This window comes from Streptomyces sp. NPDC050564 (assembly GCF_044457265.1).
GTDB lineage: Bacteria > Actinomycetota > Actinomycetes > Streptomycetales > Streptomycetaceae > Streptomyces.
Map to the genome: position 1 here is coordinate 1 of NZ_JBITGS010000055.1, position 22261 is coordinate 22261.

The 22261-nt window shown below is 67.3% G+C and carries 16 protein-coding genes and 4 pseudogenes; 8 read left to right on the forward strand and 12 right to left on the reverse strand.

The genetic code is table 11. The features are described from left to right. Window positions 1–576 precede the first annotated feature (576 nt). The 4 genes from ACIBK0_RS46410 to ACIBK0_RS46425 all read left to right on the forward strand — a co-directional run bounded on the left by ACIBK0_RS46410 (window position 577) and on the right by ACIBK0_RS46425 (window position 7445). Entirely contained in the window at window positions 577–2970 is a 2394-nt protein-coding gene (locus ACIBK0_RS46410) for a Helicase associated domain protein (RefSeq protein ID WP_399094832.1), read from the forward strand. A gap of 244 nt (window positions 2971–3214) precedes the next feature. Continuing rightward, complete coding sequence (locus ACIBK0_RS46415; protein WP_399094835.1) at window positions 3215–3568, forward strand: hypothetical protein; 354 nt, start codon at window positions 3215–3217, stop codon at window positions 3566–3568. Window positions 3569–3977: 409 nt separating this feature from the next. Beyond that, complete coding sequence (locus tag ACIBK0_RS46420) at window positions 3978–4706, forward strand: hypothetical protein (RefSeq protein ID WP_399094838.1); 729 nt, start codon at window positions 3978–3980, stop codon at window positions 4704–4706. A gap of 249 nt (window positions 4707–4955) precedes the next feature. Beyond that, window positions 4956–7445, forward strand: coding sequence for a DUF3376 domain-containing protein (locus tag ACIBK0_RS46425; protein ID WP_399094841.1), 2490 nt, complete (start codon window positions 4956–4958; stop codon window positions 7443–7445). 837 nt (window positions 7446–8282) lie between these two features. Here ACIBK0_RS46425 and ACIBK0_RS46430 read toward each other — a convergent pair. From ACIBK0_RS46430 to ACIBK0_RS46455, 6 genes and pseudogenes are all read right to left on the reverse strand, one after another. Then, window positions 8283–8630, reverse strand: a pseudogene (locus ACIBK0_RS46430) (DNA gyrase subunit A); the annotation flags it as partial. Window positions 8631–8925: 295 nt separating this feature from the next. Next, window positions 8926–9615, reverse strand: a complete 690-nt coding sequence (locus ACIBK0_RS46435) for a hypothetical protein (RefSeq protein ID WP_399094844.1) — start codon at window positions 9613–9615, stop codon at window positions 8926–8928. 519 nt (window positions 9616–10134) lie between these two features. Then, the gene (locus ACIBK0_RS46440; RefSeq protein WP_399094847.1) at window positions 10135–11019 is read right to left on the reverse strand and encodes a RimK family alpha-L-glutamate ligase; all 885 of its coding nucleotides are present in this window, start codon (window positions 11017–11019) and stop codon (window positions 10135–10137) included. 112 nt (window positions 11020–11131) lie between these two features. After that, the gene (locus tag ACIBK0_RS46445) at window positions 11132–11296 is read right to left on the reverse strand and encodes a hypothetical protein (protein ID WP_399094850.1); all 165 of its coding nucleotides are present in this window, start codon (window positions 11294–11296) and stop codon (window positions 11132–11134) included. A gap of 112 nt (window positions 11297–11408) precedes the next feature. Beyond that, window positions 11409–11960, reverse strand: coding sequence for a hypothetical protein (locus ACIBK0_RS46450; RefSeq protein WP_399094853.1), 552 nt, complete (start codon window positions 11958–11960; stop codon window positions 11409–11411). A gap of 118 nt (window positions 11961–12078) precedes the next feature. Beyond that, window positions 12079–12720, reverse strand: coding sequence for a Crp/Fnr family transcriptional regulator (locus tag ACIBK0_RS46455; RefSeq protein WP_399094856.1), 642 nt, complete (start codon window positions 12718–12720; stop codon window positions 12079–12081). Window positions 12721–12899: 179 nt separating this feature from the next. Here ACIBK0_RS46455 and ACIBK0_RS46460 point away from each other — a divergent pair, with 179 nt between their 5' ends. After that, window positions 12900–14942: a CHAT domain-containing protein gene (locus ACIBK0_RS46460; protein ID WP_399094859.1), complete on the forward strand. Its 2043-nt coding sequence runs from the start codon at window positions 12900–12902 to the stop codon at window positions 14940–14942. After that, window positions 14935–16263, forward strand: coding sequence for a hypothetical protein (locus ACIBK0_RS46465; RefSeq protein WP_399094862.1), 1329 nt, complete (start codon window positions 14935–14937; stop codon window positions 16261–16263). The genes ACIBK0_RS46460 and ACIBK0_RS46465 overlap by 8 nt, the downstream gene beginning before the upstream one ends. 49 nt (window positions 16264–16312) lie before the next feature. On the opposite strand, the gene ACIBK0_RS46470 is transcribed toward ACIBK0_RS46465, so the two are convergent. Next, window positions 16313–16870 carry a GNAT family N-acetyltransferase gene (locus ACIBK0_RS46470; RefSeq protein ID WP_399094865.1) on the reverse strand — a complete coding sequence of 186 codons (558 nt, stop codon included), beginning with the start codon at window positions 16868–16870 and terminating at the stop codon, window positions 16313–16315. 102 nt (window positions 16871–16972) lie between these two features. After that, window positions 16973–17278, reverse strand: a pseudogene (locus tag ACIBK0_RS46475) (ISKra4 family transposase); the annotation flags it as partial. 556 nt (window positions 17279–17834) lie between these two features. Here ACIBK0_RS46475 and ACIBK0_RS46480 point away from each other — a divergent pair. Beyond that, a pseudogene (locus tag ACIBK0_RS46480) lies at window positions 17835–18320 on the forward strand (DUF5753 domain-containing protein); the annotation flags it as partial. A gap of 71 nt (window positions 18321–18391) precedes the next feature. On the opposite strand, the gene ACIBK0_RS46485 reads toward ACIBK0_RS46480, so the two are convergent. Together ACIBK0_RS46485 and ACIBK0_RS46490 are read right to left on the reverse strand one after the other, a co-directional pair. Then, window positions 18392–19300 (reverse strand): recombinase family protein, encoded by a 909-nt coding sequence (locus tag ACIBK0_RS46485; RefSeq protein WP_399094868.1) that lies wholly within the window; start codon window positions 19298–19300, stop codon window positions 18392–18394. A 447-nt stretch (window positions 19301–19747) separates the two neighbouring features. Next, window positions 19748–20827, reverse strand: coding sequence for an alkene reductase (locus tag ACIBK0_RS46490; RefSeq protein ID WP_095850196.1), 1080 nt, complete (start codon window positions 20825–20827; stop codon window positions 19748–19750). Window positions 20828–21151: 324 nt separating this feature from the next. On the opposite strand from ACIBK0_RS46490, the gene ACIBK0_RS46495 reads away from it, so the two are divergent. After that, window positions 21152–21655 (forward strand): MarR family winged helix-turn-helix transcriptional regulator, encoded by a 504-nt coding sequence (locus ACIBK0_RS46495; protein ID WP_099923278.1) that lies wholly within the window; start codon window positions 21152–21154, stop codon window positions 21653–21655. A 135-nt stretch (window positions 21656–21790) separates the two neighbouring features. Here ACIBK0_RS46495 and ACIBK0_RS46500 read toward each other — a convergent pair. Both ACIBK0_RS46500 and ACIBK0_RS46505 read right to left on the reverse strand, forming a co-directional pair. After that, window positions 21791–22018: pseudogene (locus tag ACIBK0_RS46500) on the reverse strand (transposase); the annotation flags it as partial. A 16-nt stretch (window positions 22019–22034) separates the two neighbouring features. After that, window positions 22035–22169 carry a hypothetical protein gene (locus ACIBK0_RS46505; protein WP_399094873.1) on the reverse strand — a complete coding sequence of 45 codons (135 nt, stop codon included), beginning with the start codon at window positions 22167–22169 and terminating at the stop codon, window positions 22035–22037. Window positions 22170–22261: the final 92 nt, after the last annotated feature.

The following is a 22261-nucleotide window of genomic DNA, read 5'->3' on the forward strand; positions in this document are numbered from 1 at the left end:
CCCGCGGAGCGGGTACTGCGGCGGCAAGCCGCCGCAGAGTGAACGGCTCCGCTGACGCTCCGCCAAATTCCCGCGCAAGCGCGGGAATTGAATTCCGCAAGCGGAATTCTAAAAGAGTGTCAATTCGCGCAAGCGCGAATTGAGGGAGTCCCCGCAAGCGGGGCCTCTAGGGCTGGCGGCAAGGGGTGGGTGCATCGTGTGCGGCACTGTGTAAACCCTGGGAATCCCAGCCATCACTGTTGCAACGGAGTTGACGGATCATCAGATTCTCGTATGCCGGCGCCGCGTACAGGGAGCAGGCTCCGCTGCGCTCCGCCTAAACCCCACTCCCCCGGATTCCAACCCATGGGTTTTCTTCGGCTTCTCGGGATAACATGACGGACCATCATCCTCTTGCTGAAGGTTGTGAGCTGACCGTCCCGGTCTCGGTCGACGAATCTCTTGGAGGGGGATGCATCATGATGATGCACTGTGTAAAGTTTGGAGTTACAGCGCACCACCATCCGAGAGCCCTCCGGCTCCCGGGATATCCCGTCCGGCTGCGTGCCACATTCCGCGAAAAGGAGATCACCGGGAATGGCCGTGAAACTCCGTGATCATCAGATCGAGGCCGTTGACGCCATTGTGCGCGGCCTCGACATCCCGCCCGCCGGGATTCCTGTGAGGGGGCTGCGTGGGCAGGTCCATGCGGCGTGCGGGACCGGGAAGACCGTCATGGCGGCGGCCGCGGCGCGGCGGCTCGTTCCGCACGGGCGGATGCTGGTGCTGGTGCCGACCCTGGAGTTGCTCACCCAGACCGTGAGGGCCTGGTACGCGGCCGGGCATCGGGGGCCGGCGGTTGCGGTGTGCTCGCTTCAGGAGGATCCGGAGCTGTGGGATCTGCGGGTGCGGTGCACGACGAACCCGATCCAGCTGGCGCTGTGGCACGGCACCGGGCCGGTGACCGTCTACGCCACCTATGCCTCCCTGGGGGTGTTGGCGGAGGCCTTCGAGGGTGTCTACGGGCAGCAGTTGGCGCCGGTGGACCTGGCGGTCGTGGATGAGGCGCACCGGACGTCCGGGTCGCTGGGGAAGGCGTGGGCGGACATCCACGACCAGGCGGTCGTCCCGGCGGCGCGGCGGTTGTATCTGACGGCGACGCCGCGGATCTGGCAGGAACGGCCCCCTTCCTGGGAGGTGACGGAGGGTGTGCGGGAGGCACTGCCGCAGGAGATGGCCGCCTCCATGGACGACGAGACCATCTTCGGACCCGTCCTCTACAAGCTGTCGCTCGCGTCGGCCGTCGCCCGCGGCCTGCTGGCGCGCTACCAGATCATCGTCGTGGAGCTTCAGGACCCGGTGGTCACGCCGGAGCGGCTGCGGGGGCCGGAACGGCGGGAAGAGGAGGTGCGTGGGCAGCGGCTCGGGGCGCTCCAGGCCGCGCTGCTGCGGACCATGGCGGACCACCGGCTGCAGACCACCATCACCTTCCACCACCGCACCATCGAAGCCCAGGCCTACGCGGAAGGACTGGAGCGGGTCGCGGCCAAACTGCACGCCGACAACCCGCAGAAGTACCCGAAGACAATCTGGGCCAACTGGCTGTGCGGTGAACACGTCCCCGAACGCCGGCGCGAAGTCCTGGGCTCCTTCGCCACCACCGCGCGGCGGGCCGTCCTGTCCAACTGCCGCGTCCTGGGCGAAGGCGTCGACATCAGAAGCGTAGACAGTGTTGCCCTGCTGGATCCCAAGGGCGCCCCGCACGACATCGTGCAGGCCATCGGACGGGCACTGCGGCAGAAGCCCGGACAGGGAAAGCTCGCGTCGCTGATCGTTCCGGTCTTCCTCCAACCCGGCGAGCAACCCGAGGACATGTTCACCTCCAGCTCCTACCAACCCCTGGTGAAAGTCCTCCAGGGACTGCGCGCACACGACGAAGAAGCCATCGAACTCCTCGCCATCCCACAAGACAGCAGCACACGATCAAAACCCGTCACCAACATCGGTGAACCACCCAAAAAAGACGAAGAAGAAAGCCGCCTCCTACTCCGCTTCGCAGCACCGCGCGACCCGGTCATGGTCGCGGACTGGGTGTCCTTCAACGTCATCGACACCGAACGACAGGACTGGGCACGCGGCTGGGCAGCACTCCGGAAGTTCGTCGAACGGGAGGCGCACGCACGCGTGCCCTACGACCACAAAGAGGGCGCCTACCCCCTCGGACAGTGGATCGCAGAGCAGCGCCGCGCCTACGGGGCCGGACAGTTGAACGGGAAGCGGGCCGAGCGGCTGGAGCAGCTCGGGATGGCGTGGGACGCCGCCGACGCACAGTTCCAGGAAAGCCTCGCCGCCGCACGCGTCTACCACGAACAACACTGGACACTCTGCGCCCCACGAACCGCCACAGCCCTCGACAAGCCGATCGGGCAGTGGCTCTCCAACCTCCGCAGGCCAGGCGCGCTGGCCGGGCATCCGGAACGGGAAGCCGCGCTCCAGGCGATCGACCCGGACTGGAACCCCGCATGGCCCGCCACCTGGCAACGCCACTACACCGCCGCACACGAACTCCTGCGTGAGGAAACCGGACTGACCGAGCCGACCGAGGTCCTGCCCGGCGTCACCGTCCACGGCATGGACATCGGACGATGGCTCCACCGACAACGCCAGCACAACGTCTGGGCGGCGCTGAAGGCCGGGCAGCGCGAGCGCCTGGAGGAACTCGGCATCACCCCGCTCCCCCCGGAACAGGAGGCCCCCGTGAAGACCCCCAAGGCGGCCTTGGGCGCCTTCGAGCGGGGCCTGGCGGCCCTGGCTCAGTACAAGGGCCGAACGGGCTCTGTGACCGTCCCACGGGGGCACGTAGAGGCGCTCCCCGACGGGACCGAGGTCAAGCTCGGAGTGTTCCTGTCCAACACCAAAACCCGCAGGTCAAAACTCACGGCCCAACAGCGACAGCAACTCGCAGAACTCGGAGTCAACTGGGTCGCGTAGCAGCGGGGCAAGGAGCTCGGAAGACGGCCAGAGGACATGCCGAGACATGCCCGACGCTCCGACTGGCCGCTGCCAGTCACCATAGAGCGGCCAGGCCAGCCACGAACCACGCGGGGCTGGTCGCAGAGAGCAACGACCGGGGGCGGACTTCACTCATCTGGGTCACAGGACGGCCACAGCGCTCAGACACACCTCTCACGCGGCGCATGATGCTCCCTCAGCGCACGCCAGTCCTGGGGGGACCATGAGCCAATTGCCACCGAACGCCTGGGGCCCACCCCCACCCCCGCCGCCCCGGCCCCAGAAGACAGTCGGGAACGTCGCCATCACCGCCGCCGCCGCAGCAGCAGCGTTCTTCGTCGCAGGAGCCATCGGCCAAAGCCTCAACGACGAGCCCAGTACCAGTGCGTGCAAGGCCGCCCTGCAGCGCAACTACGACACCACCGAGACCGAGATCAAAGCCGGACTCGCCCCGGGGCCAAAGGACATGCCCATCGAGTGCGTCGGCGTCGACAACGTCACCCTCGAACGCTACGCAGGCGAGATCGCCCGCCAGGCGCTCGAAGACGCCTTCAGCAGCGCGACAGAGCAGCCGTAGCCAGGACCAGCAACCCACGCAACGGGCGCCCCTACCGCCGCCTCGTGGCATCGCACGCCCTGACCGCCTGGAGGCACAACCGGGAAACCGGCGAGGTCTTCTGGTGGCTGCCGCCGACAGCCAGGGCGGGACATCGGCGGGGGCCCAGCAGACAGCCGCCGACCCCCTGAAGGTATGCAGCAGACACCACCCACGGAGCATCCGGCTCCCTTCCCGGCGTGCTAATCACGGCGCCATCGTCACGCGCCGCTGCCCACGATGCCGCAGCCGGGCCAGCTCGGGCGGGGTGGACAGCCGCGCGGGCAGCGCCGGCGCACAGGCGAAGGATCGGCGAGTGGCTCTGCCGGATGCGATCACCTGGGACAAGAGGTAGTCGTGGGATAGGAGGTGTTCGAGGCAAGGAGCGGCCATGGGAAGCAGCCTGAGCCGAAGAGAGAGACGCGCCAGAGCGGCCAGGAAGGCCCAGCGTAGAGCAGGACAACAGCGTAAGTCTCGACGATGGTGGCGCCGCATCCCGTGGAAGAAATGGGGTACGGCGGCCGGGGTTCTCGGAGCCATCGGCACCCTGGCCTTCACAGGTGTCGCGACCTACTACCAGGCATCTGTCTCAAAGGACCAGCTCAAACAGTCCAAGGCGGATACAAAGCGGGCCATCCGAAATCAGGGGATGCACATCACCTACTGGACAGACCGTGGACCGGACGGTTCACAGAACTTCCATGTGATGAATAGTTCGCCAGACCCCGTCATCAACGTGATCGTGTCCTTTGCCGTGGCCATCGTTCCCGAAAAGCCAGATTCCCAGCCGCGGAAGGGCGAGTCGCTACCCGCGTTCATGTTCGAGGCCGACCTGCCGGGGCTTGCTCCATGCTCGGCGCTGGTGTTCACCGCCGGCATGCTCACTTACCGGGACGCTCACGGGAGAAACCGGGTTCGCCCACCAGACAACTGGCCCTTGTTCGGGCGCGGAATCCAGTTCACGGATAGTGCCGGCCAGACGTGGCTTCGTTCGGGGGGGGACCTTTCGCTTCATGATCCGCGTGACGCCGAGTGGAGGCAGAGCGTGCCTCCGGACTCGTTTGGAGAGGTGAAGGGCGTGCCGAAGCAGGAGCGGCCAGCCTCGTGTAGCTCCAGCTGAGGAGTACTGAGGTAGGAAGGGCCGCCACCGGACACCTCGTTGGTGCCGGGTTCGGTGATGGAGAGTTCGGCACACCGGCCGGGTGCCGGGGATCCCGGCCGTGCAGGTGCATTCGGCTGATCTGTGAGCGCGCATGCCTGTCTGTGTCACCAACAGCGTGCAGGATGCCACGACATGGGAGCACCAAGTTCCGTTCCGCACGGCGCCACGCGAGGAGAGGCGCGGCGGGAGGTAAGGCTTGCGCTGGTCATGAACGGCGGGGTGAGTCTGGCCGTCTGGATGGGAGGTGTCACGCATGAGCTCGATCTGCTGCGCAATGCCTCGGCTCACCCCCCTGGGTCGGCCTGTCCCGGCGAAACCCAGCAGATCTGGAGCGAAGTGCTGGCCGCGGCTGGAGAACGGGTGGTCATCGATGTCGTGTCGGGGACATCGGCTGGCGGTCTCAACGGAGTGCTGCTGGCTACTGCGATCGCTCGGGGCCGTGCGCTTCCCTCACTGCGTGACGTATGGGAGAAGTCGGCCTCGCTCACCCGGCTTCTCGATGGGGCGACCACGTCGAGCATCCTGAACGGGGAGACTTTCACCGCCGAGGTGGCCGATGCTGTCGCGCTGATCGAGGGGTCCGAGACCCGCGATCACAACTCGGTGGAGTTGCTCGTGACTGCCACGGCGCTGGGAAGGTCGGGCTTTCCGTTCAAGGACAGCTTCTCCAATCCGTTCGAGGTCCAGGACCACCGTCGTCTCTACCGGTTCCGGTACGGGGACCGATGGACGTACGTCCGGACGGGGAACGGGTGGGATTTCGAGCGGGGGCGGCACGATGAGTTCACGGCAGACTTCACCAAGCGGCTGGTGCTCGCTGCCAGGGCCTCCGCCAGTTATCCCGCTGCGTTCCCACCAGTCGACAGCCAACCTCTGCAGGACCTTCAGCTGCGCCGTCGGCCATTGTTCGAATCAGATGCCGGCTGTGTCATGGACGGAGGAGTCCTCAATAACGCACCGTTCGAGCCGGTGCTGGCTGCCATCACGAGCCGGGAGATCGCGTACAGCCCCATTCGGCGCGTGCTGGTCTACGTCGTGCCGTCCGTAGGCATGGGCTTGGCAAGCCCTAATGATCCCACCGCCTGCCGTGACATCCCCATCTACAAACCGCCGATGAGCGCGCTTCAGTACCCGACCGAGGCGAACCTGCGCTCTTCGGTAGAGGAGATGCTGACCAGGCTGCAGGGCCGAGCCTGGGACATGCCTAGCGACCTACTGGCCCGTATATGGCAGGAGGCGCGTGAATCCGCAGGTTCGACGGAGGGCACCGGTCTGGCGGACCACCTAATCGAAGCCGCCCAAGGCCTGCTCGGGGAGTACCGCCGCAACCGCGCCTACGCGGTCGTGCTGGACGCCCGTCGACGCCTTGCCGACGGCAGCACCGAGGTCACCTTTGCCACCGCCGACGACGGGGGAATCGAGGGCTGTGCCAGGATTCTGCTCCGCCGGAACGATCTTGCCTGGGGCCCACGCTGTCATTCGCAGGAGTTGACGGGGGGCTGGGATGCATGGCGTTGGGGACTGGCCGCGGCGGAACGCCTGCTCCAGCGCCTGAGTGTGCACCTGCGCCATTTGGCCGATCACGAGCCCTTCGGTAGCGCGCCGTATTCCGAGGTCGCACAGGCGGCTCTCGTAGAGGGGGACCGGCTCGTCACCGATGCCCTCAGAAAGGTGCTGGCCGTGATTGAGAAGGCCGACGCCGACCTGCAGGAGAAGGTGGCAGCTAAGGATCAGCCCGTTGCCGCCGAGGAGCTGGCCTCCTTGATCGACCGGATGTATACGGATCTCCACCTGCCGGACAAGCTGCTGCAGACTGTCATTGAGGCGAGCAGCGCGTACGTGGCTGCCGTCGACGGGGCCGGATTGGGCAACGGCTGGACTGCCGAGATGGTCATCACCCGCTGTCTCGCCATCGAAGTCGTGACGCGGGTGTACGCGACGCCGGGGAAACTCCTCACACCCCTGCCGCCGGAGTTCGCGTTCCTCAGACTCGGCCCGGACAGCATGGGGCCCCTGGTCGACGATCCGACACTCGCGCGTCTCGGGGACAAGAAGCTGTACGGCTTGCGGCTCGGGCACTTCGGGGCCTTCATCGATCCGGAGTGGCGCAGGTCGGATTTCGCCTGGGGTCGCCTGGACGCCGCGCACCACCTTCTGTCGCTCTTTCCGCTCTCCTCCCAGGATCGGCAGAAGTTCGAACGTCGACTGCACCTCGCGATCGTGAAGGAGGAGGCGCCCAGGGCCGACGACGCGCCCCCGCGCGAGGAGCAGGCCCTCAGATGGCTGCAGGAGCATCTCGCCCAGGCAGGAAGACCAGACATCGACATGCTGCGAGACGTCGCGGAGACCGACAACGGCAAGCAGTTGATGCGCGACCTGGCCGGGGCACTCGTCCGGATCGTCGACAGCACCCTGCCACCCGACACACCGGACGGAGGGATGAAACGCCCCTGGCGCAAGGCCGTTCAGGTGGGACGTGTTGCCTTTGCCTCCCATCCGCCGACTCGAGGCCCTGGGGCGTGGCTGCTGCGCGCTCTCACAGCCTGGCCTCGGCTCAGGGCTCATCGGGCGCTGCGTGCCGACCCCCGTGCGCTTCACCCCGAGGTACTTAGTGCGTTCCTGTATAGCGTCGCGGGCGGTGTCGCTGTTCTTATCGGCCTTGCGGTGCTGATCACCTGGCTGGCAAGTCGTCGTTAATCCCGAACGCGCCGGGACGGCCGGCGGGGCGGATCCGGGTGAGGTGTTCGCTCTGGCGCGTGCGGTGCTGTGCGGGTGGTGGGGGCGGGAGGAGTTCTGGGAGCGGGAGCAGGTGTTGGGGGCCCGGCTCGAGGAGGTTGTAGCCGCTACGCGCTGGTGGGGCGCGGAGCAGTGGCGGTGGCGGGTGCCCTGGTGGAGCCGGGCGTACGGCAGCTGGTGGCCGGTGAGGGGGCGGGTGGGCTTGTGCGGGGGCGGGATGTGGATACGCGCCTTGCCGCGGTGCTGGGTGAGCGTCTGAAGCGGCGGTGGCTTGTTGAACTGGAAGCGGACCGGCACGGGGCGTTGACGTCCTGGGTGCGGGCGGTCGTACGGGAGCAGCGTCGTGCGATCGGATCACGGCCGGGGCAGGGGCGTGGGTTGTGGTGGGTGCGCGCCGTGCACCGGCCGGTGGAGGTGGGGGCGGGTCTGCGGCTCCTGGCCGGTTCCCCGGGCTCCGTTACGGATGCGGGTGTGAGTGGGGTGCAGTGCCCTGCGGGCGGAGATGGGTGGGAGGTGGGACCGGTGGTGCCGCGGTGGGAGGGACGAAGCGGCAACTTGCAGCAGCGGCATGCTCAGCAGTTCGCTGAAGGACTCAAGCATGCTCGCCGTCACGTGCGCGAGGTCGGGCATCTGGCCCTCGCACACACGGGTTCCGGTGTACGGGAGGGAGGACCTTGATCGTGAACTCACCGCGCTGGGACATGCCGACCGGTACCGCGGCCCGTCTTGCACATCAACTCCGGCGCCACCGCAGCCGCCTGCGAACGCGGAGGATGTACGGGCACGGCGACCCATGCCACCGTCGACCAGCGGCAGGCGCATCGAGAAGGGCTGGGCCAGGCGCACCAGCGCGTCGTAGATCGACGCGTCTCCGTGCGGGTGGAGCTTACCCATGACCTCACCGACGACGCGGGCGCACTTCACATAGCCGCGATCGGGGCGCAGGCCCATCTCGTTCATCTCGTACACGATGCGGCGGTGCACGGGCTTGAGGCCGTCGCGTGCGTCCGGCAGGGCTCGCGAGCAGATGACCGAGTACGCGTACTCGAGGAAGGAGCCCTGCATCTCGTCCACGACGTCGATATCGAGGATCTTCTCCTCGTACGAGTCGTCGGGCGGCGGGGTCTTCGTGCTGCGGCGGGCCATCGCGAGCCCTGCCGGACGCACGTGACGGCCTCAAGCCCGTGCACCGCCGCCTCGTGCCGCCGGCACCGCCGACGCGCGCGCCGCGTCGTACCTCTCGCTGATCGGTTGTATCGCCGCCGAGGAACCGACCACGGGAGCGGCTCCCTCCCCCACCAGTTGCTCGATGACGGTGAGCCGCTCGTGCTCGAGGTTGTCGGCTCCTGGATGACCAAGGACGTGATCACGTGAACGCACGGGAGGGCCCCCGCCGCTGGATGCGGTGGGGGCCCTCCCGTGTGCGGGTGTGGGTGGGTGGTCAGTCCTCTCGTCGGATCATGGTGCGCATCGGCCGGGTGCGGCGGATGCGGCGCTTGGCGGAGTGTTGCAGGGCCTTGGCGGCGACCTTCTCGCGCATGAGGCCGGCGTAGAGGACGCGGCGGGCCTCGCACCACTGGTGGTACTCGGGCTCGTCGCTGGTCATGCCGAGGCCGGCGAGGATGCCCTTGAGGGCGTCCTCGGTGGGCAGCATCTTGGCGTTGAGGACGTCGGAGATGCTGGCCAGGGCGACCGGGGTGCCAGCGGCGGCGGCGCGGGAGGCCATCTGCTTGTAGGGGGGATTACCCCTCCACAGGCGCAGGTCTCGCAGTGCGATGGCGCAGTCCTGCAGGTTCAGGACGTGGGTGGGCAGCAGGCGCTGGTAGGCGGCGCGCTGTGTGGGGTCGGCGGGGACGCCGGCGGCGCGGCGCTGGCGTTCGGTGGCGCACATCTCCCATTGGGGGCGCCAGTCGTCGGGGTTCTCGCCGACGGCCGGCAGGTACTCGAGCAGGGTCTTCCACGAGGGGCACCCCGTGGGGTCGGTGGCCCGGGACAGCGTGGCCATGGACAGGCCGGTGATCTTGGCCAGTTCCTTGAGCGTGGTGTTGGCGGGCCGGAGTTCGGCGAGCTGCCGGGCGAGGCGGGCGTGCTTGCCGGTGGGGGTGGCGTTGTCGCGCCGGGGTCGTGCCATGTTCGCGTCTCCCTTCGAACCGGGAGTGCTGGTGGCGGGGGGGGGGGGGGGGGGGGGGGCGGCCCCCCGCCCGGGGGGGGTGGGGGGCCCCCCCCGGGGGGGGGGGGGGAGCCCGGGGGGGGGGTGTGGGCGGGGGGGGGTGGGGTTGGGGGCGGGGGGGGGTCCCTTGTGGGCGTCCCCCTGGGGGGGGGGGGGGGGGGCGGGGGGGGGGGGGGGGGCGCGCCCCCGGCACCAGTCACGTCTCAGTTCGCGCCGCCGGCCTGGTCGTCGGTCGGAACCGTGGTGGAAGGGGGGACACGGTGCGTCGGACATGACGGATGCGGAGTGGGCGGCCATCCGGACAGATCGCGCAGGCGAACCCGGCCGGCGACGACCCTCATGAGGCGGTGGTGCCTCTGATCGACCCGGCCGGGCTGCTGTCACACGACGATCCAGGCCGAGTCGCCCATCCCGAGGCCCGGTACTTCGACTGAGGCGAACCGGCGGTCACCGGACTGAGCGACTGATCCGCGCGGGGTTTCAGCCCTGCAGCCAGTGGGCGATCGCCGCGGATATCTGCGACGCCTCGGGATCGGGCAGAAAGAGCCACTGCCCGCCGGGATTGAGATCGATGAAGTACGTGCCGCTCTCTGTCTCGATCCAGTCCTGACTGGAGTACCTGACGGACATTGCCGCCGACAGATCCACTGCCCGCTGTTCGATGTCCGGTGCCTTCAACGGCCGCCACGACGTGTGCGCGGCGACGCTCCTGCGCCAGTCCAGAGGGATGCCTTCTGCCAGGATCTGGAAGGCCCAGGCCTCATCGCACACCGTCACGACCCGCAGATGTCGTACGGCCCTGACGCGTTCTTGCAGAATGAATGGTGCGCCCGCCAGGAGTTCTGCGACCGATGGGTCCTGTGGGTCCACTGGGGCCGCGAAGACGATCCGCGGATCGCCCTGCTCAAGCCAGTACTGCGGGGGGCCGAGGGGTTTGGCGACGAGAGGTCCCGGCAGAGACGACACCTCGGACGCGTCGTTGGTGACCATCAGCGGCGGCACGTCGATACCTGCCCCAGTGGCGGTCCGGCACTGCACGATCTTGTTCTCGGCGGCGAGCAACGCGTCCAGGGACGTCAGCCACTCGCAGGCGGGGTTGCGCAGCAGCGACACCAGCAGCGTGCGCCACGCGCCCTGCACCGCGGCCTGCTTGCTTCCCCATCTCATCCCTACGTCCCAGTCGGCCGGCGCGGGGCGCCGGATCCAGCCGCGGTGGGCGTCCTGGATGTGGGCGGCTCCGTGACCGTTCGTGGTCTCCACGCCGAGGCGAGTTGCGGAGACCACGAACGGGATGCGCTGGACACCGGCCGCGTCGAGGACGACCAACGGTCGGAGCGAGGAGACGCGATCCGCCACCTCACGCACGTGGGGATCGGATTCCTCACCAATGATCACCACTGGGGTGCGTGGGCCAGCGTGACGGCGGTCCACCGGGCCGCAGGATTCGTTCACCGCTCGTGCCACAGCGCATGCCCCGTCAGCTGAAGGTGAACGGGTCATTGTCCGTCGTCTCGACCGACATAGTCGTCGTCCTGCCGGGAACGTCGGCGAAGTCGACGGCCTCGGCCAGTGTGTCGTAGAGACTCGGCGGGAGCTGCCGCTCCGCGGTCACGGGTGCGTCATCCAGTCGATCGGCGCTCATAGGGTTGCCTCTCTTTCCTTTCGATCCCGGGTCGTGCCGATGTAGTGCGAACGGAGCCGGATAGCGGCTGACCCCATCGGAGGTGCAGCCGGGGGTGGTGCCTTTGCCGGGCCTATGCGGCCCTCAGCGACCCCGATCCGCCCTCCGTGCGGTCGTCGAAGATGTCGTCGGCGAAGACGAGCAGGGACGATCCGATCCCCTTGATGAAGGCGTAGTTCAGCGTTCCCCCCACGACAGCCCCCACGAGGGGAATGAGCCGGCCCACCACGCGGGCGCTCAGCCGCTTCAGCACCTCCTGCGCCACCTTGATGACCAGGTACTCCAGGCCCTTGGCACTGGCTTCCACGCCGACCGACAACGCGACGATCTTCATGAACTCCTCGAAGCTGACCGCGTACCGGCCGGTGCGGTGGTAGATCACCGCCAGGGTGACCTTGAACTGCTGGGCCACGGTGTTGGCGATGTCCGCCGGAATGCCCAGCGCCAGGGTCAGACCTCCGCCGGACCCGGCAGCGACACCCGTGGCCGCCGCCAGGCGGGCACAGTGGTCGATGTACCCGTGGATGCCCCGCTTGTCGACCTCCTGCTTGATCTTGAAGGAGTCGAGGTTTCGATGGATGAACTCGAAGGAGCTACCCAGTGGTCCAAAATCTTCTGCGCCCATCAGCCCTCCCTGGCAGCGGCATTCGCAGGTTTCCTGATCGCTGACATGAGGTTGTCGGTTCCTTGGGCGCGCCGTCTCCATCAGAAGACGGAATCGCGGCGACCCGGTGCGGTGGCGACTACGGCCTCCTGTTTCCCAGCTGCCGGATCGCGGTGCAGTCGGGAATCTCCACCCACCGGTATCCCGTCCGGATGACACCGTGCTGGGCGAGCGTGCGCAGGGCACGGCTGACACTCACCTCGGCGGCTCCTATCAGCGTGGCCAACTCGTACTGCGTGAGCCCGACACGGCAGGGAGTCCGGCTGCCGTTCTCCTCGCACCACTCCGCCAATACCCGGCACAGCCTCACCTGTACGGGTACGCCTGCGAAGTCGACCCGCCGCCGTGTGGCGGCCCGCAGCCGCTCGACCACCTGACGACTGACGGCGGCCAATGCCATCGGGTGCCGGTGCAGGAAGGCCCGGAACTCCTGCTGGGAAATGGCCTGGACTCTTGCAGCACCGACAGCCGTCACCGTGGCCACGCGAGGCCGCCCGTCGATTGCCGCCATCTCTCCGACCAGATCGCCGCTGTGACGTACTGCCAGCAGCGTCGACCGGCCGTCCGCGGTCGTGGCACTGACCTTGACGGATGCGTCGACGAGCAGGATCGCATGTGTGGTGCTGTCCCCTTCCGCCAGCAATTGCTGCCCGTCCGCATAGCGGCGCCGGGAGCCGAGGGTGAGCAGAGCATCTCCGGTTCCCGCGGGAAGTGCGTACATCAGACTGTTAGGTGGCCACGGTCCACGCCGGCCAGATGTGCTGGAGCTCGACAAGGCCAACGCCCCCTCTCATTACCGCCCGTGGGCTGTATCCCTTCGACTACGCTATGACAGGACTTCGGCACAATCGGACACTTCTGCCATAGCGCAGATCGTCCAACCGCCAGGGGGAGGGGTTTATGGACGACGGTGTTGCCGATCGTGCCTCTCGACTCCTGCAGCACGGCGCGGAACTGATAGGCCGGGATGCGCTGATCGAGGCGGAGATCGCGCTTCGCAAAGCTGCCGACCTGTTCCCCGTGGACGACCTCCGACGGTCCACCTGCCTGGAGAAGCTGGGCAAGATCCGCGTTGCCCGCGGCAAGCTCGAACAAGCCGCGGCCTCCTTCCGATCTTCCTTCATCGTGGTGGCCGCCAACGCGTATCGCGAGTACACGGGCTCGCTGGAGGTGCGGCGTATTGCCGCGTCCTGCCTCGGCGAAGCGGTGGGCCTGTCTGTGTCCCTGGCGCTGATGGCGTCCAACCCGAAGATCACCGCTTCCGCCATGCGGCAGGTCATGACCTGGAAAGCGATCACCGCTGCACTCACCAAGGTCGAACCGCCGCGAGCCGGCCCGCTGTTTCCCCGTCTGTCGGAGACCTGGAGCCGCCTGCCGGCCGATGGCGTCCTCCTCGAGTTCTTGCGCTACGCGCCTCACGACTTCACCGCTCCGCTGGAATGTGCGGGGCAACTGCCCGACAGATACGCCTGCTTCGCCCTCGGAGGCTGGGCCGACGACCGTCGGGTCACCCTCATCGACGTCGGGCTCGCCAAAGAGATCGACGACTGCGTTGCAGACGTGCGGGAGGAAATGTCCGGGCTGGCCTCCTATCACGGCGGCTGCGTCTCCATGCCCGTCGCGGAGATGCGTCGCCTGTTCGAAGCCGAGGACGACGGGTCCGACGGGCCACCCGTGACCGCACAGATGCAGGTGACCTACAGCCGCTCGCATCAGCTCATCGAACACACGGTCACCATCGACGCCGTCTCGTTCCGGCAGCTGATGTGGGACCTCAGCAACGGCACAAGTACGTTTCCGCAAGAGCAGTTGCATCGCCTGTACGGACTTCAGGCATCGGCCGGCAAGACCGAAAACCCTGACCCTCCCCATCCCCCGGAGCCGCCCTCCAACGTGAGGGGTCGGGCATCACGTGCTCTGGCCGCAGCCGTACTCGAGCCTCTGCGCCCCCTCGTGTCCCGGGCCCGCCGAGTCATCATCGCTCCCGATTCCGAACTGTGGCTGGCACCCTTCGCCGCTCTGCCCAATACCGACGGCAGTCCATGGCTGACCGATGCCACCCTCACCTTCGTCAACCACGGACTGGAACCGACTACGGACGACTCGCTGGCGGTCGGCGCCGGGGATCCCCTGGTCGTCGCGGACCCGGCCTTCGGCGCACCGGACGGCAAACGGAAACGGACAGTCTTCGCGCCGCTTCCCCACGCCCTCGAGGAGGGGAAGATCGTGGCATCACTCCTCGGAGTCGCCGTCACGACGGGCCTCGACGCCACCGACATGCTGCTGCGCAATGTCCGGTCGCCGCGTGTTCTGCATCTGGCCACCCACGCCTTCGCCGTCCGCCATCAGGAAGTCCCCAGTAGGGGTCTCCCCAACGTGAACCACGTCGGCCGATTCCGCGGATTCGAGCTCCTCACGCACTCGGACAAGCCCTGGCATCGCTGCGGAGTGGCGTTGGCCAACGCGGCGCTGTGGGAATCCACGGGTGAGAGTCTGCCGAAACCGGGTGACGGCCTGCTCCTAGGATCTGACATCGCCGGACTCTCCCTGAAAGATACGGCTCTGGTCGTACTCAGCGCATGCGAGACCGGACTCGGCGAGGTCGGGGCGGGCGATGTGCCCTGGTCGGCTGGTCACGCCTTCCGCCAGGCCGGAGCCAGAGTCGTCGTCATGAGCCTGTGGCGCGTTCCGGACGGAACGACCCGGACGGTGATCCAGGAGTTCTACCGCCGTCTCGCTGCCGGCGCCTCGCCGGCGCACGCGCTTCAGCAAGCGCAGAGGAAGGCTTGGTCGGAAGGACTGCACCCTCGGCACTGGGCCGCGTTCGTCTGTCTCGGCGTTCCTGCCCACACACTTCGCCCGTTCGCCCTTGTACCGTCCCAACACCGTCACTGCCGTGGAGTGGCCAGACGCCGTAGGGGGTTCCGTGGACCACGTGGCTGAGGTGGAACTCGTCCTCGTCGACGACAGCAGCCGTTCGTTCGACACGGCTCCCCAAGAGGTCGACATCGGCGCCGTCAAATTTCAGGGCTGGCAGATCCATGCCGTCACGCCGGTGCCCGCGGATTTCCGTGACCATGACGTCTACGTCATCAAAGTGAACACCGACCTGGCCTTACGTCCGTCCTCCTCACCGCCACAGTGGATGGAGTTCGGGTTCACATTCCAGGACAGCGGAGTGTATGTAGCCGACATGGTGCCGAAGGCCGTCAGCTTGCCCGAACCCGCCCGCAGTTACGCAGTGACCAGACATCTCGCCTTCATCGCCAATCCCGATACCACCTCCCGGACCGGCTGCTCTGGGGACATGGTGATGAACGACCTTGTCGTTCCGGCGCTCACACCGACCATTGAAGCGCTCGGAATCGGCAGCAACTCGGTGCGGTGGCGCCACAAAGGAGACACCCACGGGGTCCCTAGTGGCTCGCGCAGCGGCTGGCTCCTGCTGTTGGTCCCCTCCGGCCTGCGTGAACTGAAAGTACGGTCCGACGCCGCCTACGCACTGACACCGTTCCAAGAAATGGGGTTCTCGCCGAAGGGCAGACCCGCAGCGTTCGTCGTCCAACTTCCCCTCGGCAGGACCCCCGAACCCCGTCCGGCCTCGGCTGACGTCACTGGCCGGCGTCAGATCAGGCTTGGCTTCGCCCTCGACGTCCAGGGCTACAGCACCCGCTCCGGCCCCCGGCAGAACGAGGTACAGGACCGAGTGGCTCGGCTCGTCCGCGAGGTGCTGCACGAGGCCGGGGTTCCCGATGAGCGGACGGACGTCCAGCCCACGGGTGACGGCATGAATGTGGTCCTGCCGACCGACACGGACTGCGTCGATCTCCTTCCCCGGCTGATGACCGGTGTGGCCCGGCATCTGGCCAGGGACAACAGCATCCACGCGGACAGAATCCGATGCCGTATGGCGTGCGACATCGGGCCCGTCGCCCGCTCGGCGCTTGGCTTCTCCGGCCCCACGGTGGTGAGGTTCTGCCGCCTGGTAGACAGCCGACAGCTACGGGATGCTCTGGAGAACAACGAGAAAGCCGACCTCGTCGTGGCCGTTTCCGACTGGCTCTACGAGAACGTCTTCCGCCCCGGATATGCAACCGCCGACCGCGGTCCCCTCGGCAACCGCGTCCTCCGCGACGGCACGCCTGGCAAAGGCCCCTTCGACGAAGAAGCCTTCACGCAAGTCCTCGCCGTGGCCAAGGGCTACCAGGCCACCACATGGCTGTGGAGCGTAGATGGGTGTAGCTCTGCCGCAGGGACTGTTTGAGTTGGGGAGACGTCACGGCGGGCTGTGATGCCGGGCTGGTCTCTCCCACTCAAAGTTTGCCTATTGGGTGCAGTTGGGCGAACTCGTCAGCAAGCATGCCCATCATGACGAGGTCGTGGTAACGGCCGGCGAGGAAAACGTGATCGCGGAGGCGCCCCTCTTCGACGAAGCCGAGCCGACGATGAAGCTCCAGTGATGCCTCGTTATGGGCGAAGATCCGCGCTTCGCACTTGTGATAGCGCCGCTCGGCGAACATGAAGTGCAGCAACAGCACCACGGCTTCTGCCGCGTAGCCTTTGCGGCGGTGCTCAGCACCGAGCGTGACGCCGTACTCGAACCAGCCCGCACCTGGATCGGCGTGGTGCGAGCCGATGGCCCCGATTATTTCCCCCGTGTCGACGGCCTCGATCGCCAACCGGAAGCAGTCGCCATCGGCCTTGGCCAGGGCCTGTTCCCTCGCCCAGACACGGAAGCCCTCAGCGGAACGGGGTGGGTGCAGCACGTCCCCCAGCCGCTCCTCGTCCTCGGCGAAGCACAGGAACGCGGTCCAGTCGTCGGGCTCGATACCGCGAAGGCGTATCCGCCTGCCCCTCCAAAACAATGTCATCCCCTATTGGATCAAGGTCCGAGATCTCGTGTCCATGCTTTCCGGAACTCCGGATGGCGAGCACTTCGCTGCTGCCAAATCCTGGCCGAGGGATGGTGTTGATCAGGCGGCGAGAGCATATCCGTCCTGGTGGACGCGGCGGTGCTCGCGGGCGAGGTGAAAGCGCCAGTAGGTGTCGAAGTCGCCATTGCTGATGAGGGCGCGGAGCTTCAGGAGGGCTTCAGCGCCGGCCAGTCCCCAGCGGACGCCGGTGATATCGAGCCGGTCGGCAATCAAGTGCCGGCAGGCGCCCTCGATCACGCCCGTCGCGATCGGCCAGCCCGCGGCCAGTGCGCGCTCGTAGTGCAGAAAGGGCGCCTTGCTTCTCAGGTAGCGCACGCAGACGTCGGCGCCATGACGCTTCTGGGCGCACCGGGCACCCTCACCGTCCCCAGGGCCCACACGGAGACGCTTCCGGACTGGACGCCCGTCCGGCTGGGCATCTGGATCTCCATACCAAGAACCGGAGGGCGAAGCTCACGCCGGAACAGTTGGCGCAGCTGGCGAAGCTGGGGGTGAACTGGGCGTGAGCCGAGCAGTCAGAGGCTTATCGGGGCGTGAGTTCCTCGACGCTGCCTGTGCTCGCCTCTCTCCCCGCCATCCGCGAGCTGTTCCGCACCCACTACTCGGCGGGAAGTGGGGTTTCGGAAGCACAACCAAACGCTACAACTTCCGGCAATCTTCTGCGTGTTGTCGGAACCTTGTCCAGGACCGGCAGCCAAGCGGAGATAACTGTAACGAAGTTGGTGGCCAACTTCAGCGACATGGTTGGGGTAAGTCCTCCTCCTCGCGGCCGGTCCCTGTTACGCCCCTCCCGTCCCGCTGTTCGGGTGAACAAGGCGTGCCGCCCACGCTCGTGGCCTCCTCCAGCGCTCACCCCTGCAAGGCGCACGGGCAGTGGCGGGTGGCAGACCCTACTGCGGGTCGCGTCCATAGCACGGGAAACGTCCTGTCCAACTTCCTGCCGAAGAAGGACGACAGGGCGGTTGCCGATCACTTCGAAGCTGCGCGCGAATTCGAACAACAGGCAACGATGATCCGCGAGTTCGCCTTGTCCTACATGCCCGGCATCCTTCAGACCCAGAGGTACGCGCGGGCAATTCTGAGCACGACCCCGTTTCCGCCTCTGAGCGAGCAAGAGTGTGACAGGGCAGTGGTCACACGGCTGGAGCGCTCCGAAATCCTCAACGACCCGGTGACACCCGTCGTGTGGGCCCTGCTCGACGAGGCGGTCTTACGCCGCCCGGTCGGCGGCACGGATGTCATGGCGGAACAGATCATGCACGTTGTCCGCCTGGTGGAGAGCGGGCGCGTGCGTGTGCATGTGATGCCGTTCGGTCTGGGGGCTCACCCGCTCCTGCAGAGCATGGTCACGCTGATGTGGTTCGAGGATCAGCCACCGGTGACCTACGTGGCCCCGAAGTCCTAGCTCGGACACCAGGGAACATGTAACCCGCCAGTAGCCTTCTGGGCGGTATCTGGTCACTCGCCGAGGGCGTTGACGCGGTTCTCGTACTCGCGGCGGGCCTTGCGCTGTGCCGGAATGGCTCCGGTACCGTCCAGGCTCTGGCAGCGGTCGAGGAGTTGGCGGTGGAGCGCGGGTACGGCGGTGACGCGCAGGGTGTAGCCCATGCCGCGCCGTACGGCCTGGCCGTGGTCGAGTGCGGCCCGCTCGGCGTCGTCCAGGTCGGTCGCACGCAGGAAGTCGGCGACCTTGCCGGGCATGTCGAGGGTGATGGGCAGCTCCGGGGCCGGAACGGAGTCGTCGACAGTGACGTGCTCGGGCAGGAGGTCGGCGACGGCGGTACGGATGGCGCCGCGGCTGACCTTGTGGTCGCGGGCCAGGGCAGCGATGGACTGGCCCTCCAGGTACGCGGCGCGCACGTCGGTGACCGCCTCGCCCGCGAGGGCGGGGCGGCGTCCCCCCTTGTTGCCCTTGGCCTCGGCGGCCCGCAGTCCGTCGCACGTCAGCTCGCGTTGAAGATCGCGCTGGAGTTCGCCGGCGGCCGCGAGGGTCTGCACCATGAACTTCACGGTGGACAGCAGTTCTCCGGTGCGCGGGTGGCGGGCGGTGAGGTCAATCCCGGAGAACGCTCCGTCGTGGATGCGCAGCGCCACCTGATCGCGGTGGAGGACGTCGAGGACGTCGAGAATGTGCCCGGTGCCGCGCACCAGACGGAACATCTCGGAGATGTGCACGGTGTCGCCTGGCCGCGCGTAGGTGAGGAGCTCACCGAACTTCGGGCGCTGGAGCGGGTGGAGGCGGCTGGAGGTGCCGCCGTCCTCCTCGAAAACGATCGGGTCCTCGATCCCGGCCTCGGCGAGAACGAGGTTCTGGCAGTCGGTCGACTGCTGGTCGGTCGACACCCGCTTGTAGACGAGATTGGCCACGCTGTTCCTCGCTCTGTGCCGCCGCATCAGACCCAAGATGTCATCTAACCCTGTCGCCAACCGCCATCGGATCTCATTGGATCCGACGTGCCGTCAGGCCCCGGAAAATCCCGTGTTCATTGGACGCCCGCCACGCCTGTCGTCATTCGTTCGTTTGCCGACAGTTAGGGATGTCGGCGAGCCCCAGAGCGACGATCACCTGGTCGGGGCCGGGTTCGGGTTCTGGCGCCTCTACCACGGACAGCACCTCGGGGCCGCCGAACTCAGTGACCTGCACGACTCGCATCAGTCTTTCGTTTCATTGTTCCCGCCAGAAGGGAGACGGCCTGCCCAAGGGGGCAGGCCGTCTGGCTGGTCGACGGCGTCCGTAATCAGGGCGGCAGCGGCGTCCGACTGGGTGCTCTGGTCCTCTGCGCCACCGGGATGGGGTGCCGCGCCCCGGGGCGGTCAGGCAGGAAGGGAGGGGTAGTCGGTGTAGCCGTGCTCGTCGCCGCCGTAATACGTGGCGCGGTCGGGTTCGTTGTAGGGGCCGCCGGATGCGAGGCGACGGGGCAGGTCGGGGTTGGCCACGAACAGTGCGCCGAAGGCGAGCATGTCCGCGGCGCCGTCCTCGATCAGGCTCAGGGAACGGTGGTCGGTGGGGTCAGCGGAGGTGAAGGGGTTGAGGATGAACGTGCCGGGCCAGTCCTTGCGCAGGACCCCCGTCAGGCTCTGGTTGGAACCTTCGAGTATGTGCAGGTAGGCCAGGCCCAGTGGGGCGAGAGCTGCCGCCACGGTCGTGTAGGTCTCTTCCAGGTTGGCCTGGTCCGTCTCGTCGATGTCGTTGAAGGGGACCCCGGGAGAGAAGCGGACGCCGGTGCGGTGCGCGCCGATGGCGTCGGCGACGGCGCGGGTGAGGTCGATGGCGAAACGGGCCCGGCCCGTGGTGTCGCCTCCCCATCGGTCGGTGCGCTGATTGGTGTTGGGGGCGAGGAACTGGTGGATCAGGTAGCCGTTCGCCCCATGGAGCTCCACCCCGTCGAAACCGGCGGCGATGGCGTTGCGTGCCGCGTCGGCGAAGTCGGCGATCGTCTGCACGATCTCCTCGTCATCCAGCTCCCGTGGAGTGACGAAGTCCTGGAGGCCCTCATGGGTGTATACCTGCCCCTTCGCTGCGACGGCGGAGGGCGCCACCGGTACCAGGCCCGCGGGCAGCAGGCTGGGGTGGCCGATGCGGCCGGTGTGCAGCAGCTGCGCGAAGATCACTCCGCCTTCGCGGTGAACCGCGTCGGTCACCTGACGCCACGCGGCGACCTGCTCGGCGGAGTGCAGGCCCGGAGTGTCGGGGTAGCCCTGACCGACCACCGACGGCTGAACGCCTTCGGTGATGATCAGCCCGGCGCTTGAGCGCTGGGCGTAGTAGGTCGCCATCAGCTCCGTCGCACTGGCCCCCGGCCCGTAGGCCCGGCTTCGGGTCATCGGCGCCATCGCGATGCGGTTGGCCAGACGCTTGCCGCCCAGCTCGATCGGATCGAACGCAGTCGTCATGATCTTCCCTCTGGTCAGGGCCGCCCGGTCGGCGGCCCACTGTCGATGCGCACCATCGCCGCATCATTGCCTGTCCGAACAACTAAATCATGTTTCGGCTTCCCGTCCTGTCATGTGAGCCCAGCCACACCTCGTGCGTGCACCCGTTTCACATGCGGAAATGTGAGAGCTCTCTGGGCGCGACATGACGCAGGGGCGCGTTATCCTCACTGAGTACGGCGCAAGAGAAGCCCGGATTACTGTCCGGCACAGTTCTGCCCGGAGAGGAGCCTTGTGGTGAGCCCGAGCCCAGACGGGGAAGGGTCGAGCAGTCAGCCGGCCCCGGTGACACCGGCCGCCGCCTCGGTGCCGGTACCTGTCGCCACCCAAGGGGGACCTGTCAGCCATGCCATCTTCCGCGTCGCCCGCCTGCACCGCATGATCGGTGGACAGCTTCTGCGTCCGCTCGGCCTCCATCCCGGCCAGGAGATGATCATGATGCACCTGTGGGAACGCGGCCCTCAGCGGCTGACCGATCTCGTACATCTGCTCGACTCTGACGCTGCCACAATGACCCGCAGCATCAAGCGCCTGGAGAACGCCGGCTTCGTCCGCCGCCGCCCCCATCCACAGGACAAACGCGCGATCATCATCGAACCGACTTCCGCCAGCCAGGCGCTACGCGCGAAGGTCGAAGAGTTCTGGTCCGAACTCGAAGACGTGACGACGAGCGCCCTCACTCCCCATCAGCACGCCGAGGCGCTGCGCTCCCTGCAGCTCATCGAGGACACACTCGCCCGCGTGGCAGCGCGGAGACGGTCAGTCAGCCGGCGAAGTGACGACGCCTAGTAGTACTTCGGTAGGTCTGAAGTGATCGAGAGCGCCTTGGCTGACGTGTGGCGGGTAACTCGCGGTGGCAGGTGGGGCATTCGCCGGTCCAGGCCCGTATCAGGTCCTGGATGGCGTCGAGGACTCGGCAGAAGGTCAGGCCGGCGTCTCGACTTCTGGGTCGAGGCGCCGGAGGCTGCGGAAGGCGTGGGCGGCGGTGACGAGGGCGACGTGGTGGTGCCAGCCTCGCCACGTGCGGCCCTCGAAGTGGTCCAGGCCCAGGCCGTGTTTCATCTCGCGGTAGTAGTGCTCGATCCGCCAGCGGATCTTGGCCAGGCGGACGAGGCGGCGGATCGCGGTGTCGGGTGGAAGGTTGGTGAGCCAGAGGGGGCTGCTGCGGTCACTGCTGGTACCTGCTCATCAGGCGCTGAAGGTCCTCGGCGAAGGCCTGCCCGTACCGGTCGGCGGACATCTCGTGAACGCGCTTGGCCAGGATCTCCGCGTCCTGGGCATCGGCGGCGAACTGGCCGAGCACGGACCCATCCGGGCCGCAGATGGGGTACCGGTAAGAACGCTGTCACCAGCCGCAAACGAGGGGCGTCACGTCCGGCGACGTGCAGCGGGGTC

Excerpts from the sequence above, each read along its gene's own strand:
- ACIBK0_RS46410 (WP_399094832.1), top strand. The coding sequence starts at position 577 with ATGGCCGTGAAACTCCGTGATCATCAGATCGAGGCCGTTGACGCCATT.
- ACIBK0_RS46415 (WP_399094835.1), top strand. The coding sequence starts at position 3,215 with ATGAGCCAATTGCCACCGAACGCCTGGGGCCCACCCCCACCCCCGCCG.
- ACIBK0_RS46420 (WP_399094838.1), top strand. The coding sequence starts at position 3,978 with ATGGGAAGCAGCCTGAGCCGAAGAGAGAGACGCGCCAGAGCGGCCAGG.
- ACIBK0_RS46425 (WP_399094841.1), top strand. The coding sequence starts at position 4,956 with ATGAACGGCGGGGTGAGTCTGGCCGTCTGGATGGGAGGTGTCACGCAT.
- ACIBK0_RS46435 (WP_399094844.1), bottom strand. The coding sequence starts at position 9,615 with ATGGCACGACCCCGGCGCGACAACGCCACCCCCACCGGCAAGCACGCC.
- ACIBK0_RS46445 (WP_399094850.1), bottom strand. The coding sequence starts at position 11,296 with ATGAGCGCCGATCGACTGGATGACGCACCCGTGACCGCGGAGCGGCAG.
- ACIBK0_RS46450 (WP_399094853.1), bottom strand. The coding sequence starts at position 11,960 with ATGGGCGCAGAAGATTTTGGACCACTGGGTAGCTCCTTCGAGTTCATC.
- ACIBK0_RS46455 (WP_399094856.1), bottom strand. The coding sequence starts at position 12,720 with ATGTACGCACTTCCCGCGGGAACCGGAGATGCTCTGCTCACCCTCGGC.
- ACIBK0_RS46460 (WP_399094859.1), top strand. The coding sequence starts at position 12,900 with ATGGACGACGGTGTTGCCGATCGTGCCTCTCGACTCCTGCAGCACGGC.
- ACIBK0_RS46470 (WP_399094865.1), bottom strand. The coding sequence starts at position 16,870 with ATGACATTGTTTTGGAGGGGCAGGCGGATACGCCTTCGCGGTATCGAG.
- ACIBK0_RS46490 (WP_095850196.1), bottom strand. The coding sequence starts at position 20,827 with ATGACGACTGCGTTCGATCCGATCGAGCTGGGCGGCAAGCGTCTGGCC.